This window comes from Proteiniborus sp. DW1 (assembly GCF_900095305.1).
Classification (GTDB): Bacteria; Bacillota; Clostridia; order Tissierellales; family Proteiniboraceae; genus Proteiniborus.
On record NZ_FMDO01000039.1, the window covers coordinates 44,246 to 61,465 of the forward strand.

18 protein-coding genes are annotated in these 17,220 nt (G+C 31.0%); all 18 read right to left on the minus strand.

What is annotated here, in order from left to right; all coding sequences use genetic code 11:
- Window positions 1–92: 92 nt before the first annotated feature.
- The 18 genes from DW1_RS10100 to DW1_RS10185 all read right to left on the minus strand — a co-directional run bounded on the left by DW1_RS10100 (window position 93) and on the right by DW1_RS10185 (window position 17,140).
- Window positions 93–1,109, minus strand: a complete 1,017-nt coding sequence (locus DW1_RS10100) for a deoxyguanosinetriphosphate triphosphohydrolase (RefSeq protein WP_074350500.1) — start codon at window positions 1,107–1,109, stop codon at window positions 93–95.
- A 182-nt stretch (window positions 1,110–1,291) separates the two neighbouring features.
- Entirely contained in the window at window positions 1,292–2,107 is an 816-nt protein-coding gene (locus tag DW1_RS10105) for a pyruvate, water dikinase regulatory protein (protein WP_074350501.1), read from the minus strand.
- Between the two features lie 13 nt (window positions 2,108–2,120).
- Window positions 2,121–2,750, minus strand: a complete 630-nt coding sequence (locus DW1_RS10110; RefSeq protein ID WP_347499722.1) for a helix-turn-helix transcriptional regulator — start codon at window positions 2,748–2,750, stop codon at window positions 2,121–2,123.
- Window positions 2,751–2,988: 238 nt separating this feature from the next.
- Window positions 2,989–4,380, minus strand: coding sequence for a glycine--tRNA ligase (locus DW1_RS10115; RefSeq protein WP_074350503.1), 1,392 nt, complete (start codon window positions 4,378–4,380; stop codon window positions 2,989–2,991).
- Window positions 4,381–4,646: 266 nt separating this feature from the next.
- Entirely contained in the window at window positions 4,647–5,141 is a 495-nt protein-coding gene (locus DW1_RS10120) for a DUF4342 domain-containing protein (RefSeq protein ID WP_074350504.1), read from the minus strand.
- Between the two features lie 13 nt (window positions 5,142–5,154).
- Window positions 5,155–5,901 (minus strand): DNA repair protein RecO, encoded by a 747-nt coding sequence (gene recO / locus DW1_RS10125; RefSeq protein ID WP_074350505.1) that lies wholly within the window; start codon window positions 5,899–5,901, stop codon window positions 5,155–5,157.
- A 25-nt stretch (window positions 5,902–5,926) separates the two neighbouring features.
- On the minus strand, window positions 5,927–6,067 hold the full coding sequence (locus tag DW1_RS10130; RefSeq protein WP_083605626.1) for a YqzL family protein: 141 nt from the start codon (window positions 6,065–6,067) through the stop codon (window positions 5,927–5,929).
- A gap of 111 nt (window positions 6,068–6,178) precedes the next feature.
- Window positions 6,179–7,066 (minus strand): GTPase Era, encoded by an 888-nt coding sequence (gene era, locus DW1_RS10135; protein WP_074350506.1) that lies wholly within the window; start codon window positions 7,064–7,066, stop codon window positions 6,179–6,181.
- 17 nt (window positions 7,067–7,083) lie between these two features.
- Entirely contained in the window at window positions 7,084–7,479 is a 396-nt protein-coding gene (locus DW1_RS10140) for a cytidine deaminase (protein ID WP_074350507.1), read from the minus strand.
- A 14-nt stretch (window positions 7,480–7,493) separates the two neighbouring features.
- Window positions 7,494–8,567, minus strand: coding sequence for a DUF3048 domain-containing protein (locus tag DW1_RS10145; protein WP_074350508.1), 1,074 nt, complete (start codon window positions 8,565–8,567; stop codon window positions 7,494–7,496).
- A 485-nt stretch (window positions 8,568–9,052) separates the two neighbouring features.
- Window positions 9,053–10,327 (minus strand): hemolysin family protein, encoded by a 1,275-nt coding sequence (locus DW1_RS10150; RefSeq protein WP_083605627.1) that lies wholly within the window; start codon window positions 10,325–10,327, stop codon window positions 9,053–9,055.
- 118 nt (window positions 10,328–10,445) lie between these two features.
- Complete coding sequence (locus DW1_RS10155; protein WP_074350509.1) at window positions 10,446–10,811, minus strand: diacylglycerol kinase family protein; 366 nt, start codon at window positions 10,809–10,811, stop codon at window positions 10,446–10,448.
- Window positions 10,812–10,830: 19 nt separating this feature from the next.
- Window positions 10,831–11,286 (minus strand): rRNA maturation RNase YbeY, encoded by a 456-nt coding sequence (gene ybeY / locus DW1_RS10160; protein ID WP_074350510.1) that lies wholly within the window; start codon window positions 11,284–11,286, stop codon window positions 10,831–10,833.
- Entirely contained in the window at window positions 11,287–13,383 is a 2,097-nt protein-coding gene (locus tag DW1_RS10165; protein WP_074350511.1) for an HD family phosphohydrolase, read from the minus strand. It abuts the gene before it with no gap.
- Window positions 13,384–13,402: 19 nt separating this feature from the next.
- A complete protein-coding gene (locus DW1_RS10170; RefSeq protein WP_200800508.1) occupies window positions 13,403–14,380 on the minus strand; it encodes a PhoH family protein in 978 nt (325 codons plus the stop codon).
- 2 nt (window positions 14,381–14,382) lie between these two features.
- Window positions 14,383–15,585 (minus strand): sporulation protein YqfD, encoded by a 1,203-nt coding sequence (gene yqfD, locus DW1_RS10175; protein ID WP_074350512.1) that lies wholly within the window; start codon window positions 15,583–15,585, stop codon window positions 14,383–14,385.
- 14 nt (window positions 15,586–15,599) lie between these two features.
- A complete protein-coding gene (gene yqfC / locus DW1_RS10180; protein WP_143474404.1) occupies window positions 15,600–15,875 on the minus strand; it encodes a sporulation protein YqfC in 276 nt (91 codons plus the stop codon).
- A gap of 128 nt (window positions 15,876–16,003) precedes the next feature.
- Complete coding sequence (locus DW1_RS10185; RefSeq protein ID WP_074350514.1) at window positions 16,004–17,140, minus strand: endonuclease/exonuclease/phosphatase family protein; 1,137 nt, start codon at window positions 17,138–17,140, stop codon at window positions 16,004–16,006.
- Window positions 17,141–17,220: the final 80 nt, after the last annotated feature.

Here is a 17,220-nt window from a genome sequence, read left to right on the forward strand (position 1 = left end):
TCTATTTTAATATTCTATTTATAGTATATAGTATACGGAAATTCAAAAACATCCAGAATTATATTCGACATAATTCTCTAATCTCCTTCTTTTTAATATTGATTCCATGATTTGGGCACAAAGATTTCTTTGTATTTATTAATTACATATCTATCTGTCATTCCAGCAATATAGTCACATACCATATCCTCTTGATTACAATCCAAGTCATCATAAATGCTTTTATGCTCCCTTGGCAGTTCATCAAAATTATTCATATAATATTCATAAAGAAGTCTGATTATTTTTTTTGCCTTTTCTTCTTCACTTTTAGCTTTTCTATTTAAGTAGACGTTTTTAAACATAAAATCCCTTAACTTGTCTGTATAATATTTCACTTCCTCACTCATACTAATTTTATCCTTATTGTAGCTATTAAGTATAACATCTTTTATCATGGTATTAATCCTTTCTCCATGCTTCTCTCCTAACATCTTTAAACAGTCTCTAGGTAACATGTCCTCTGAAATAATATTTGCCCTCAGTGAATCGTCTATATCATGATTGATGTAAGCTATTCTATCAGCAAATTTGATTATTTGCCCTTCTAATGTTACAGCTAGAGAGTCTCCTGTATGATTTAATATTCCATCTCTTACTTCATAGGTGAGATTTAAGCCCCTTAATTTTCTGGTGCTCTCAAGCAAGTCAACTACTCTAAGACTTTGAACATTATGTTTAAAACCATTTCTATGGATTTCATCTAGTACATTTTCACCTGTATGTCCAAAAGGAGTATGTCCCAGATCATGTCCTAATGCAATAGCCTCAGTTAAATCTTCATTTAGTCGTAAAGCTCTTGCAATTGTTCTAGAAATTTGAGATACCTCTAATGTATGAGTTAGCCTTGTTCTATAGTGATCTCCTTCAGGTGCAATAAAGACTTGGGTTTTATGCTTTAGTCTTCTAAAGGCCTTGGAATGAATAATTCTGTCCCTATCCCTTTGAAAATCAGTCCTAATGGAACACTTTTCTTCTTCAATTTGTCTCCCTCTTGAATTCTTACTTAGGGTTGCATATTTTGAAAGAAGAATACTTTCCATTTTTTCTGTTTCTATTCTAATATTCATAAATCTGCACCTTCCTGAATAATTAGTATCTTGAGTTTTGCCAATAAAAATAATTTTATTATATATATACCACAAAATTACCCATAATCCTTTATTGATTTAAAACTTTATCCATAGATTTAAATAACAATATGGATAAAGCAAAAAGAGTACTGCATTGAATGCAATACTCACAAAACATCTTATATTTCACTAGTAAGCTTTATCATTTCTAAAATAATACCTGCTGTTTCTTCAACCGCCTTAGTTGATACATCTATAACAGGGCATCCTAACTTTTTCATGATTTTATCAGAATACTCTAACTCGACTCTAATCCTATCCATACTTGCATAGTTAGCATTGTTGCTTAATCCTAAAGCCCTTAGTCTCTCTTGTCTAATTTCATTTAATTTAATAGGATTTGCAGTTAATCCTATTATTTTTTTAGAATCTAGTTCAAATAACTCATCTGGCGGTGGTACTTCCGGTACTAATGGAACATTGGCCACCTTCAGGTTTTTATGCGCTAAATACATACTAAGAGGAGTTTTTGATGTTCTAGAAATTCCCACCAGTACAATATCAGCTTTTTTTATCCCCCTTGTATCTTTTCCATCATCATATTTTACTGCAAATTCTACTGCCTCAACCTTTCTAAAGTACTGCTCGTCTAATTTTCTAATTATTCCAGCTTCTCTTTTCGGTTCCATACCAACTATGCTTTTAAGAGAGTCAAGTACTGGAGTTAAAAGATCAATAACTTGGATATTATACTCTTTAGCCTTCTCTAATATGAATACTCTTAATCTTTCAATTACAATAGTAAATACTATTATACATCTCTCATGTTTTGCTTCCTCAAAAACTTCTAATATTTGCTCCTCATCTGTAATAAAAGGAAATCTTCTCGTTTCATACTTTCCTGAATTAAACTGACTAATAGCAGCCTTAGCTACTTGTTCACCTGTCTCTCCTATTGAGTCAGATAATACATATATTATGGTACTCTTACCCATACTTAACCTCCTATCAGCTATTGCATAAATCTACAAATACTCTTATTACATTAGTTTTAGAAACTCTTCCTATTATTCTATACCCGCTTTTATTATTTATAGAAGCCTCTTCAACTACTGGTAAACTGTCAACTTGGTGTTCAATTATTTTAGTTGCAGCATCTAAAACACTTTCTTTAGGTGTAATAGTAATTATATTAGGCATCCTTGTCATAATAACGCCTACAGGAATATTATTCAAATCAATACCACCAATAGCATTTTTTAGAAAATCCTTCCTTGATAATACTCCAGTTAATAATCCATCTGATGTAACATAAATAGAACCAACATCTTCTAAGAACAATGTGACTATAGCATTGTAAACTGTAGTCTGTTCATCTACCACAATAGGCACTGATTTTATTTCCGAAACATTTATACTTTTTATCTGTTCTAGAAGAAATGAAAAAGCTTCTTTTCCACTATAAAAATAACCAACCTTAGGTCTTGCATCAAGTATTCCTGACATAGTCAATATTGCTAAGTCTGGTCTTATAGTAGCTCTAGTGAGGTCTAGCTTTTTAGCTATTTCTTCACTAGTTATTGGCTGACTAGTCTTAACTATATCTATTATCCTTTCCTGTCTTTCTGAAAGCTGTATATTAATCACCCCTTCAACTTTTGGGTATATTCTAAGGTTATTTTAACAGAATTTATAAAATAAATCCATAGGTACTAAAAAGTCATAAAATACGATAAGATATGCTTTAATGTAGTTAAATCAAATTATATCATATTCCATAAAAATAGACCCTCGGCTTTACCTAGAATGACAATGGCTAGATATTGAGCCTATTGTTCATACTTAGTAGCTAAAAGGGTCTTTTAATCAATAAAATTTAAAATTCTATCTTCTCTTCTATAATTCTTTCTAAATCTTCTATCTTAACCCTTTGTTGTTCCATTGTATCTCTATTTCTTATAGTTACACAATTATCTTCAAGTGAATCAAAGTCATATGTTATACACAAAGGAGTTCCTATTTCGTCATGTCTTCTATATCTTTTACCAATGCTACCAGATTCATCATAATCAACATTAAATTTCTTTAATAGCTTATTGTAAAGGTCTAATGCAGGTTCATTCAATTTTTTTGTAAGAGGAAGAACTGCTGCTTTAAAAGGCGATAAAGCTGGATGTAGTTTTAATACTACCCTCTCACTCCCATCCTCTAGCACTTCTTCAGCATATGCATCTACAAAAAAGGCTAATAGTACTCTATCAACACCTACTGAAGGCTCTATACAATATGGAACATATTTTTCATTTGTAACAGGATCTAGATAACTTAAGTCTTGTCCAGATACATTAATATGTTGTTTTAGGTCAAAATCAGTTCTATCTGCAATGCCCCATAGTTCACCCCAACCAAATGGGAATTGATATTCTATATCAGTTGTTGCGTTACTATAATGTGAGAGTTCTTCTTTATCATGATCTCTAAGTCGTATATTTTCTTCGGTCATATTTAAACTAAGCAACCAGTTTTTGCAAAAATCTCTCCAATAATCAAACCATTTTAAATCTTCGCCTGGCTTACAGAAAAATTCAAGCTCCATTTGCTCAAATTCTCTTGTTCTAAAAATGAAGTTACCAGGAGTTATTTCATTTCTAAAGGACTTACCTATTTGTCCTATACCAAAAGGTATCTTTTTTCTTGTAGTTCTAGCTACATTCTTGAAATTAACAAATATACCTTGTGCAGTTTCAGGTCTCAAATAAATCTCTGACTTTGAATCTTCCGTCACTCCCTGGAAAGTTTTGAACATAAGGTTAAATTGTCTAATTGAAGTATAATCAAAGGCACCACATTCTGGACACTCTATATTATTATCTTTTATGTAATTTTCCATCATTTCATTAGACCAACCATCTACATTTACCTGTTCTTTTCCAGACTTTATAATAAAATCTTCAATTAACTTATCAGCTCTAAATCTAGCTTTACACTTTTTACAATCCATTAGAGGGTCGCTAAATCCACCAACATGACCAGATGCCACCCATACTTGTGGATTCATCAAAATAGCCGAATCTAAACCAACATTGTATATAGATTCTTGAACAAATTTTTTCCACCAAGCTTTTTTTACATTATTTTTTAACTCCACTCCTAAGGGACCATAATCCCAAGTGTTTGCAAGCCCGCCGTATATCTCTGAGCCTGGAAATATGAATCCTCTAGTTTTAGCTAGAGATACTATTTTCTCCATGGTTTTTTTGCTATCCATAATCTTTCCTCCTTTTAAAATTAAAATAAAAAAAGTAACCACATCCCTATAGGGACGAAAGGTTACTTCCGCGGTTCCACCCTACTTGATATCTTACAAGATATCCACTTAGCAGATATTGCTCTAAAGCTCCATTAACTAAGAAATTATATCAGTTTCCACCATCCCTGACTCTCTTTAATAATTATTCTTAGCAACTTCTTCATCATCGCAACAGTTTTCATTTTCAATTCATAATCTAGCAAAAATATTTTATATTGTCAATACTAGTCTTCAGTTTCATTTTCATCTGAAAAATTTTGAGTATTAGAATCAAATCTGTCATCTTTTTTGAAGCCTTTTTTTACCTTATCTACTGTCTTCTCAGCCATTTCATTAATATTTATTACCTCTCCATCTTCTCTTGTAATCTCAATACTGCATTTTGAAATTACTGCAGCAGTTAATCCTAGTGCTGTTAAAGGTAATGCTAAAATTACTCCTATAGCCCCAGCTGTAACTGGTAGGTTGACAATAGTCTCTCCGTCTTTTTTGACTACTATTTTCGTTACATTTCCTTTTCTTAAAATTTCCCTAAGGGTTTCTATTATTTCCTCTCCCTTATTGGATAGATTGTCACTCCAAGAATGTTTATTTTCTTCAAGCTCTATTAATGCTTCTAATACATCCCCATTATGCTTTTCCAAGACTTCTTTTGCTTCCTTGTAGCTTACTCCTGTTCTTTCTCTTATTATATCAATACTCTCTAAATTAATGTCCATCTCTATCCTCCTTTTACCCCTCTAAATTTTTTAAAAACTCTAAGGATTTAAAATTTCTTTTTTCTATATGATTCATCACATATTCTAACACTAGACTTTCAATAATATTTAAATCTTTTGATGGTATACATAATTCTTCTATATTATCTAAAGGTACATAGAGAAGTTGATCAATTTTTGCTATTATATCTTTACTCACTGCATAACCATTGTAACCACGATATGAACATTCTTCACAAATAGAACCTCCATGTGCAGCGCTTAATTTTACTCTATTACCTAATTCCTTATTGCAAATCACACAGCTTCTTAAATGAGGTCTATATCCTATAAAACTGATATACTTTAATTCAAAAGCAATAAGAAGTTTCTTGTAATCCTTTTTAAGCTTAGATAGAACTCTAAGAGTTTTAATTGATAAGTCAAATAACTTTATATTTGCTAACTCATCTACAGCACCTGCATCAACTAGTTCGGCAATATAAGTAGCATATGCAAGCTTGTATAAATCATCTCTTAGTGAAAAAAAAGACTCTATTATATCAGCTTGATTTACTTGATATAGATTTTTTCCTCGATACAACAAAAATTCACTATAAGCAAAAACTTGAGTACCTACTATTAAGCTTCCTTTAGGTCTCCTCGCCCCCTTAGCAATAGCTTGAATTTTTCCATTATTTCTTGTGAATATAGTAAGTATTTTATCCCAATCATCATATTTTGTTTGTCTCAATACCAATCCTTCTGTCTTTAATACCATTTATCCACCCCAGGTCTTACACTTATTAGGCTCTTTTCTCTTCTTTTGTAAACTCTAATACCTCCTTTTCATTTTCTTTTGATGTATTACAACATGCCTTATAATATAAATATGCATCTATGTTTCCAGTACTTTCAAAAATTTTCCACATTTTATTCATCAACATATTTTGTCCTCCTTAAAATGATAATGTATATAGTAGTTTGTTACTATATAATCTTTTAATTCCATGCAATTTATGCTACTAAAGTTAAAATGAACAAAATATGCTATATTCTTATTTGTATCCAAAATATTTTATTATCTTTTCCTTTTCTCTCCAGTTTTTTTCTACCTTAACCCAAAGTTCAAGATAAATTTGACTTCCAAGCAATGCCTCAATATCTTGTCTTGCACTTTTACCAATACCCTTTAATTTTCTTCCATTTTTACCTATAATAATTCCTTTATGTGATTCCCTCTCACAGTATATTGTTGCATTTATATCTATAATATCCTTATCTTCCCTTTGTCTCATCAGATCTATTCCTACTGCAATTCCATGAGGAACCTCTTCATCAAGGTAATTAAGAGCCTTTTCTCTTATGATTTCTGAAACTATTTGTCTTTCAGGCTGATCTGTAATCATATCAGCTGGAAAATATTGAGGTCCCTCTGGTAATTCCTTTAATATAGCCTTTATTAAAGTATCTACACCTTTTCCTTTAATTGCAGATAATGGAATGATATCTTTAAATATACCTAGTTGTTCATAGTTATTTCTAATTAATTCTATCTCCTCTGATTTCAATTTATCTATTTTGTTAATAACTAATATTTTTTCTGTTTTAATATCTTTTAATTCTTCTAGTATAAATTTATCTCCTGGTCCCATTTCTAAGCTTTCATCCACAAGCCACAATATGACATCAACCTCAGACAATGTGTCTTTTGAAATATTTACCATATACTCTCCAAGTTTATTTTTAGGCTTATGTATACCAGGTGTATCAATAAAAATAATTTGAAAATCTTCACCAGTATATATACATTGGATTTTGTTTCTAGTTGTTTGAGGCTTATCTGATACTATGGCCATTTTTTCGCCTATTATGTAATTTAAAAGTGTAGATTTCCCTACATTTGGTCTCCCTATTATAGTAACAAATCCTGATTTATATTTCATCATTTCACTCCCATTATCTATTTGTCAAGGTCTTCAGGTCCAAAGCTATACGGCAACAAATCATCCAAACTATAAAGTTTATATTCTTCTTCACTTTTCGCAATTATTATTGTAGCATTCTTTCCGAATTCTCTAATTACCTGTCTACATACACCGCAAGGGTAGGTAAAGTCCTCCATATTCCCTACTACTGCTATAGCCTCTATGTCTCTATCCCCTTCCGACACAGCTTTAGATATAGCCGTTCTCTCAGCACATATTGTAGGAGTAAAAGACGCTGATTCTATGTTACATCCTGTATAAATTTTGCCACTCTTTGATAGAAGCGCTGCTCCTACTTTGAAGTTTGAATAAGGTACATATGCTCTTTCCCTAGCATCCAAAGCTATATTTATTAGTTCCTTCACATTCACTTAATATCACCTCATTATATAATTTCTACATCTGGATCAGGTTTAGTATATTGAATCCAAGTAATTCCTGAATTTAATTTAATTTCATTGCCATCAGCATCAAGAAAAGTTATTTTATCATTGACTGAAGCCTTTTTCCAAGTAATATTAATATATTTTCCGTTAGTTATATAGTAACCTTTTCCTTGGCCTATAACTTGTATGTCCATTCTACCCGCATCATCAATTATCTTGGTCTTAGCTTCGAGTATAAGTATATTTTTCGCAACAATTGGCCCATTATCAATCTCATCTATATGTAGCTTTCCGTCTTTATATCTTTTATATACCTTGTTTTCTAAATCATACTCATATTTTGTGGTATTACTGGAATAATATTTAATTAATACTTCTTTGGCTTCCATACCCTCTATATCATAGTCCTTGTCACTAAAAGTGAAGCCTTGATATTCTCCTTTTTCATTATATTTCAATCTTTTCTGCTCTTTTCTTATTCCTTCCATGCTTATATACATATTATTCGGTGCCTTTTTTCCTGTTTTAGTATTTCTCCAAAATGCACCACTATACAATCCATCTATATCAGCTATTTTGTACTTTTTTACATCTGCTTTTGCTTGTTCACTTCCTCCTACTCTTACATATAAAGGATCGTACTCTAACAAAGTAGCTACAAAATATGGTCTAGCACTTCTTACAGGACCAATTAACTCAGGTTCATTTACTAAGAAAATACCCATATATCTTGTATAAGGAGGTTCTACTAAGAATTCATATATTACTTCTGCTTGGCTAAGCCCAGCTTGCCATCTAGCTTTAGGGTCGTTATCAAACATCACAGCCACAGGTCTTCTATTGATTTTTTCCTCTTCTGCATATATGCCACTTAGAGGCGAAGGGATACCCTCAGGTAGTATGACTTCTGATTCATCTTCACTATCTTTATTATCTTCATTGCTTTGAATGTCCTCACCATCAACTATAATATCCGGACTATCGGTTTCTTTACTTTTACCATTACAGGCTGTTAAAGCTACGAGTATTAGGAGCAGTAAAGAAATAGTGATTAGAAATGTTTTTTTTCTCATATGTTTTCCCCCTCGTATAATATATTTAGACCCAGTTTTTTATGGTGTCTAAACATATTATTATTTTATTTTTGTTTACAATTTTTAATTGAGATATCCTAATGCTAAAATAGAGTTAGGAATAATTAACAAAGGATAATTCTTTTCTCCCTCGCAAAGCCCTTAGGCTATTGCCTTCAAAGCTTGCTTCCTAACTTAGTTGTCAAATGCTTTTTACTTCAGATGCTGCATCTCTTTGACTAGATCAACAGCACAGAAAGTCTTTTGTTGATATGGATAAAACTAATCCATTAGATGCCTTTATTATTGCTGACTTTGCTAAATGTTGAAGAAATACAATAAAATATTATCCTATCCTCAACCTATTTTTAGAAAGTTTCATAGGTCCTATTAAAGTTACCCTTTTTTAAACATTTCTCATGATTTCTTTAAAAATTTTCTCTTGACATATTACCATATAGTTTCAGTTGATTACTAGATTTATTTTATAATTCATCTGTTCTTTTCACTTCAACAGTTACAATTCTTCTATTATCTAATTCAATCACAGTCATTTGAAGCCCTTCATAAATAACTATATCTCCTTGTACTGGTACTCTACCAAGTGTACTAAATATAAACCCCCCTAGAGAGTCAAAGTCTTCTCCTGGTAGATTAGTGCTAAAAGTCTCATTTATCTCCTCTAATGAAACATCTGCCTTTACCAAAAACACATTATCATCTATTTTTTCAATTAAATCAACTTCATTATCATATTCATCTAATATATCTCCTACAATCTCTTCCAATATATCTTCTATAGTAACTAGTCCTTCTGTTCCGCCATATTCGTCTAATACAATTGCTATGTGAATCTTTTGTTGTTGCAATTCCTTAAGTAGTTGATTAACTTTTTTTGTTTCTGGAACATAATAGGCAGGCCTCATTAATTCTGTAATACCTTTTTCATTAAATCTTTGGTCCTTAAATGATGCAAAAGGCAACATATCTTTTGCATATAAAATACCTACTATATTATCAATAGTGTCCTTATATACAGGAATCCTAGAATGACCATATGTGATTATAAGGTCTAAAGCTTCTCTTAAATTAGCCTCTTCAGAAATAGCTATAACATCGATTCTAGGTACCATAACCTCAGAAACATCAATATCATTAATTTCAAATATTCCCTTTATCATTTCTTTTTCCTGATGCCTGATAGTACCTTCCTCTTCCCCTACATCTACTAATGATCTAATTTCTTCTTCAGTAACAAAAGGATTGTTAGTTACTATTTCTCCGCCTAAAAGCTTAATTATAATATTAGTTGTCTTAGTTAATATGAAAAGAATAGGTCTAAAGAGTGTAGCTAATAATTCTAAGGGTTTTGCAACTTTTACAGCTACTTTTACAGGGTTTTGCGTTGCAAAAGACTTTGGTGTTATCTCTCCAATAACTAATATTAATAAGGTCATTATAATAGTAGCAATTAATGTGGAATTTTTAGAAACAAATCTCTCTACTATTAGTTCGGTTAATACTGCAGTTGCCGCAGTATTTACTATGTTATTCCCAATAAGTATGGAAGCTATGATATCGTTTGTTTTTCTCTTCATATTTTTTAATATTTCTGCAGATTCTTCGTCTTCTTCTTTAAGCTGATGTATCTTAGCTATAGGAATAGAAGTTATAGCAGTTTCAGAACTTGAAAAAAAAGCAGAAAAAAGCAACAATACAAATACTACTATAATTCGCATGTACATACTAGAAGCAGTCAAATTCATCCCTCCACCTTACCATAAACAAAATATATCACATTTGATAGTATTCCTAATAATGTATCATCAAATACTTAAATGGAGGTACGAATTTTTTCTATGTTCTTAGTTGCTATAATCAATAAAATCTAATACTAATCTTAGAAAAAAAAAGTAGATATGCTACAATTATAGCATTAATTGCAGCTATTAGTACAGAACCTGCAGCTACATTTTTAGCTATTTTTGCAAGAGGATGATATTCTTTTGTAAACATATCTATTGTTTTTTCTATTGCAGTGTTAATCATTTCAGTGACTATAACTAGTGAAATAGTAAGAAATAATACTAGTAGCTCTGTTTTAGTAAGATTCATAAAAACTCCCAAGCAAATTGCGCAAATAGCAGCTACAAAGTGAATTCTCATATTTCTCTGGGTTTCTAAGGTATAAGTAATTCCTGATATTGCATATTTAAAGCTCTCTATTAATTTCCTCACTTTCACAGAGCAACACCTATCTATATTAATTTTTAAAGATACCCAAAGTCATCATAACTTTCTTTTCTTTATCTCTCATAACCAATTTCTCATCTTCATTCATGTGATCGTATCCCAATAAGTGAAACATACTATGAGCTGTAAGATATGCAATTTCTCTTTCCAAGGAGTGGCCATACTCTTCTGACTGCCTTTTGGCAGTTTCAGCTGAAATTACAATATCTCCTAGTAGAGTATCTCCAGGTATATCAAATTCATTTTCCTCTAATGGGAAAGAAAGAACATCTGTAGCTTTATCCACTGCTCGATATTCTTTGTTAAGTTCTCTGATTTCTTCATCATCTACAAAGGTAACACTAATCTCATAGTCGAATCCCTTATTTTCAAGCTTTAGGCATTCTAATACTACTCTTTCAATTAACTCTTTTACAGTATCATCTATTATTATTTTCTCTTGTGAGTTATCAATTACTACATTCATTTAATTATCTCCCTTCAACTCCGCTAAATCTAGCTTTGGATATTCTATCCTTTCATGGAATATTCCTAGTAATACTCTTACAAAAGTATTTGCAATCGTATTTAAGTCTTTTAGTGTTAGTCCACATTCATCAAGCTGTCCATCATTTAATTTGTCTTTTATTATCTGCCTAACTAAACCTTCAATTTTTCCTTTTGTAGGTTCTGGCATAGCCCTAGTTGCAGCCTCTACAGAATCTGCAAGCATTACTATAGCAGCTTCTTTAGTCTGAGGCTTAGGCCCAGCATACCTAAAATTCTCTGCTTTTACTGTATCTCCGTTTTCGCTATTTAGTGCCTTATGATAGAAATAAGCTACTAAAGTTTGACCATGATGCTGTATAATTATATCTCTAATAGCACTTGGTAGCTTGTATTTTTTTGCTAACTCATCTCCATCTTTTGTATGATTAGTAATTATCAAAGTACTAAGACTTGGATTAATCTTGTCATGTGGATTTTCTCCATTATATTGATTTTCTTTAAAAAAGAACGGGCGTCTAAGCTTTCCAACATCATGATAATAAGCACCAACTCTTGCTACTAATGGATTACCTCCAACCTCCTCAGCAGCAGCCTCACTAAGATTGCCTACTATTATACTATGGTGATATGTTCCCGGAGATTCAACAAGCAATCTTCTCAGCAATGGTTGGTTAGGATTTGATAACTCTAAAAGCTTTAAGGGTGTCAATATATCAAATAAATTCTCCCACAAGGGTAAAGAGCCTATAGTCAGTATAGCACTAAATAGTCCATTTAAAGCTCCATAAAGACTAGTATATAATATTTCCTTAAATTCAACTCCATGTATAAAACCAAATGCACTAATAGTAAGTATATTAATAGTACTGACAATTAGTCCTGTTAATACGATATTATATCTTTGGTGTGTATTTATTATAGCAAAGGTACCAACTGTACCTCCTATAAGGAGAAGAATCATTATATTCATATCATTTACTGTTATTGTTCCAATGAAAATAGACATTATTAAATTTACTAATATAGCTAGCTTTGGGTTAATTAATATCGAAATAAGCATTGTAGCTACTGAAATAGGCATCAAATATTCTGATATTCTATACATGCCCTTTGATATGGCAGTTATGGACAATATTATTATTGCTAAAACTAATAGTAATTTTGTGTCATAAAAAACCTCTTTGTCAAAAATGTATAAATATGACACTATCAAGGCCTCAAGTATCAAAATAAAAGTCATAGTTCCACCAATAAGCTTATAATCCGGGCCTTCTGTCTCCTTAAGCAATCCCGTCTTCTTAACTAAAGAGTAAATTCTTTCGTCAACTAACTGCTTCTTTTCGACTATTATTTGCCCTTCTTTAATAACTACTGGTGTTACCTGATCTGCAGCTTCTTGTCTTTTCTGAAAAGTAGTATCTACATCCACAAATTTATTTGGTTGAATGGTTTTTTCAATAATACTTATACCTAAAGTCTTTGCATTTTCTGATAGATGTTCTAACTCTTCAAAACTCCTCGATATGCTTTCTTTTTTAGATTCAAGCTCCTCTTCTATTATTCCCATACCCATAACCTGACTTATCATGTCTTGGACATTGTTCTCAAGAGTCGTTAAAGCATCACCAGATATTGATAATGCAATGCTATATTCTTCAATTCCAAGATTGATATTAGTTCTATTTTGGAGAATTTCCATTTTGTTAGCATGGGTTTCATCTTCCATGTTTCTTATCTCTCTTAAAATTATAAAAAACCTATTGATGTCATTCTTTATCTTCACCTGTACTGATGTTTCAACCCTATATATTGTATCAATACTTTTCATTGCTTCTTCTTTTAGTTTCTCAGTTGTAATCTCATCTATCATTTCCTTTGTTGCTCTAATATCATCTGGGGCAAGGTCTCCGACTTTTACAGTTATTCTTTCAGGTGCCATACTACTACCTACAATAAAATACATCAGCAGTGTAAATACCACAGCCAATAATATTTGCTTTACAATAGTCTTGTTCAAGAAAGAAAACATATTCTTCGTAGTTAGTTTGTCCTCTTTTTTCTTATTAGAAACCATAAAACCCCTCCCTTTTTTATTAGCAAGTCTCTTCTTTTTTGTCATATTTATCGTATGCTTCTATAATCCTCTGTACAAGTTGATGTCTCACTACATCTTTTTTAGTTAAATAAACAAAGTCGATACCCTTAATATTGTTTAGTATCTTAGTTACTTGTTTTAATCCAGAATTTTTGCCCTTTGGTAAATCTATCTGTGTTATATCACCTGTAATTATCGCCTTTGAGCCAAAACCTAATCTTGTAAGAAACATCTTCATCTGTTCATTAGTTGTGTTTTGTGCCTCATCTAGAATGACAAAGGAAGAATCTAATGTTCTTCCCCTCATATATGCTAGTGGCGCAACTTCAATTAAGCCTCTTTCCATATATTTAGCATACACTTCTGGTCCTAGTATATCATATAATGCATCATATAATGGTCTTAAATATGGATCAACTTTTTCTTGTAAGTCGCCAGGCAAAAATCCAAGACTCTCTCCTGCTTCAACAGCAGGTCTAGTTAAAATAATTCTATTAACCTCTTTATTCTTAAATGCTGATATTGCCATAGCCATAGCCAAATATGTCTTTCCTGTACCTGCTGGCCCTATACCAAAAACAATATCATTTTCCTTAATAGAATTTACATATATTTTTTGCCCTATGGTTTTAGGCTTAATGGTTTTTCCAGATGCTGTAATGCAAACTGCCTGGTCTAATAATTCTTTTAACGTATCCTCCTGCCCTTCTAAAACAAGCTGAATAGCGTATGTTATTTCTTGTTTAGTCAATTTCCCTTGTTTCTCGATTATTCTAATAAGGCTATTTACTAACTTTTCAGCAAATAATATTTTAGGCTCATCACCTATTATTTTTATTTCTCCTTCTCTAGAAACTATATCTACATCAAGCTCTCTTTCAATTAACTTTATATTTTCATCAAAACTTCCGAAGAGTTCCAATGCATGGTCATTTCTATTTATGCTAATTCTTCTTTCTTGTATTTCTCTTTCCAATATTAATCCTCCTGATTATTACTAGTTATTTTTTCTTTTACACCAATATCTTCATTTACTTCTATAATTACTTCTGTAACAAGTATATTATCTTCAATGCTATATCTAACATCCTTTGAAATTACAGTTGAATCTTTAGGAATTTTAGCCATTAGTTTTTGTGTTCCTTTTACAGCTGAAATCTTTTTCAAAGCTTCAACGTCTTGTTTTATTTTTGTCTTCTGTACTTCTTTAAAAGTATGTTGAATTGTTACTATAGGTAGTTTGATGATTCCTAAATCTCCAATTTCTTTTATCTTCTCTACTTCTACATAGTCCTTAAAAGGTATTTCTCCATTCATTAGCTGAATTCTCTTTTTTCCTATTATTATTTCCCTTGTTGTAAATGTATTACCTGTTTCATCATCAATTGTCTTGACAATTGGTTCCTCAATTTTTTCGGTGTATATTGTTCTTGCAATTATACTTCCTTCAGAATGTACCAGAAGTGGTGATTCCAAAGTTTCTGAGTTTATAACCCCAGTTATCAAAATCTGTCCTTCTTTTACAATATCTCCCTTTGAAACCAAGCCTTTTCCATTTTTTACAATTACCTTTTCTATAACTGCTTTTTTTGAGGCTAAAATGTTGCAAGGTACATCATCTTTTAATTCTACTTGAACTAATTCCCTTTCCTTAACTTCTACAATCATCTTTGTTCCTTGTATTTGAACATTTGCAAATGCTAAGTCTTGGATGCTCAATAATAAAGCATTGCTAATATCTATATCTCTAGCAGCTCTTTTACTTACACCTTCTCTTATTTTTAATGACTCTAAAACATTGATAATTTCTTCATCCTTTATGCGTTCGTTTCCAACAATATCTATATTCCAAATGAAGGAGGTTAGAAAAATGATTAGAGATATTGATAATACTGATCCAATAGCAAGCATTTTCCTGTATTTGAATTTATTTATAAAGAAAGGGTAGCCTTTCTTCTCTATTACATTTACCCTACAGCCTACCTTCTGTACTATGTCTCTTAGCTCTTTGAAACCAGCTACGCTGACCTTTGCCTTCAATGTAGTATAATCTATTCTAGTTATATCCCATAAAATAATATTCTTGGCTATTGCCAGATTAATAAACTTTTCTAGTGTGAGTCCTTCAATTTTTATAATAACATAACCGCGAAAATAATTCCATATACGAATAAGTAACAATGTTTCACCTCCCATTATGTAAATTCTACTGATTCTATTTCTCCAATAATAATTATTTCTTCCGCAACTATATTCTTTATCACCATATTTTTTCCTAGTATTCTTAAAATACCAGTATTAGTATTTACTCTAATCCTCAAGCTTCCATACTCTATAATACCTTTATGGTTTTCTATATATAATTGTAGATTCCCTACTAGGGTAACTTTGGGTAAATCTAGCATGATATCCTTTGGAAGTTCAAGTATATCTGATAAATTTGACTTTATTTCATTTATCTTTTTTTTCACAGTAATCCTCCTCCATATATAAATCTATGCGCTTTATAATCTATGTATTCTTATGGTAGATAAAACCTTGTTTTCAAAAAATTATTCTAAAAAAAGGTATGCTGAATCAGCATACCTTTAGAGGAGTTTTAATATTCAATATCTACGATTACTGGAAAATGATCTGAGTATTGAACTTTCTCAACCTTATATCTATTTATTTTTATGGACTTACTAGTAAATATATAGTCTATTCTATACTCATTTCTAAAAACATTTAATGTGTTTACATATCTATATATGGTTTTATCTCCCACATCATTAAGCTTCTGCTGAATCTTAATAATATTAGGATCATTATCAGTTACATTAAAGTCTCCCACAAGTATTAAATCTTCTTCATATAAACCTACATATTCTAATATGCTATTAAATTGCTTTTGTCTTTCGTTAACATCTAAGCCTAAATGAGTAACCATAAAATTTAGCCTTCTATTTTTATCAATTAGCACATTAGTCTTTAATAAGCCTCTAGGTTCTTTGCCTTGCATTATTATGTTTTCAGAGTTCTGTAAAGGATACCTACTCAGTACTCCATTTCCATATTCACCGCTTAAAAATCTTTTATTTGACCCAAAATAATAGTACATTTCTAGCTTGTCCGCTAGAATTTTAAGCTGATCTTCAAAGTTAGTTCTTGATACATTTTTATCAACTTCTTGTAACCCAATGATATCAATATTATAACTCTTAATAAATTCTCCTATATGGTTAAGATTAGAATATCCCACCTTGTCTCTCCCACGATGTATATTATAAGTTGCTATTCTAATTAACTTTTTTTCTTCTTCTCTATCATTTATATCATTAGCACTATACTGAATGGATAAAACTCTATCTTCTGCTTTTTCAGTTATACTATAAAGAATAGAAGAAATATCACATTCAGCTATTAGCTTAGTATTATAGTATACTTTTATAATATCAGTATCAACTATATCTTTTCCTTTACTAGATACTACAAATTCATTATATCTTTTCCCAGAATATTCTCTAATAGTAAAATAATCTTTGTAAATAATGTTTTTTATAATTCCTTCTTCAGATATTATTTCAACTTTTAACTTTTCTACATCCAATGATGTTAGTATTTGAATGAATATATCTTTGTTTTTTTGACGTGCCTTTAGTGTAACACTTATTTGAGAAAATGTATTCTCATAATGAGGGGGAATATTTAGTATTATCACAGTTAGCAATAAAATTAAAAATCTCTTCTTTGTCATATCCTGTCCCCCCAATATTTTTCGATTATTTTAAAAATTATAACACTTTAAAAGGAATATAACAATGTTGAGAATTTGGA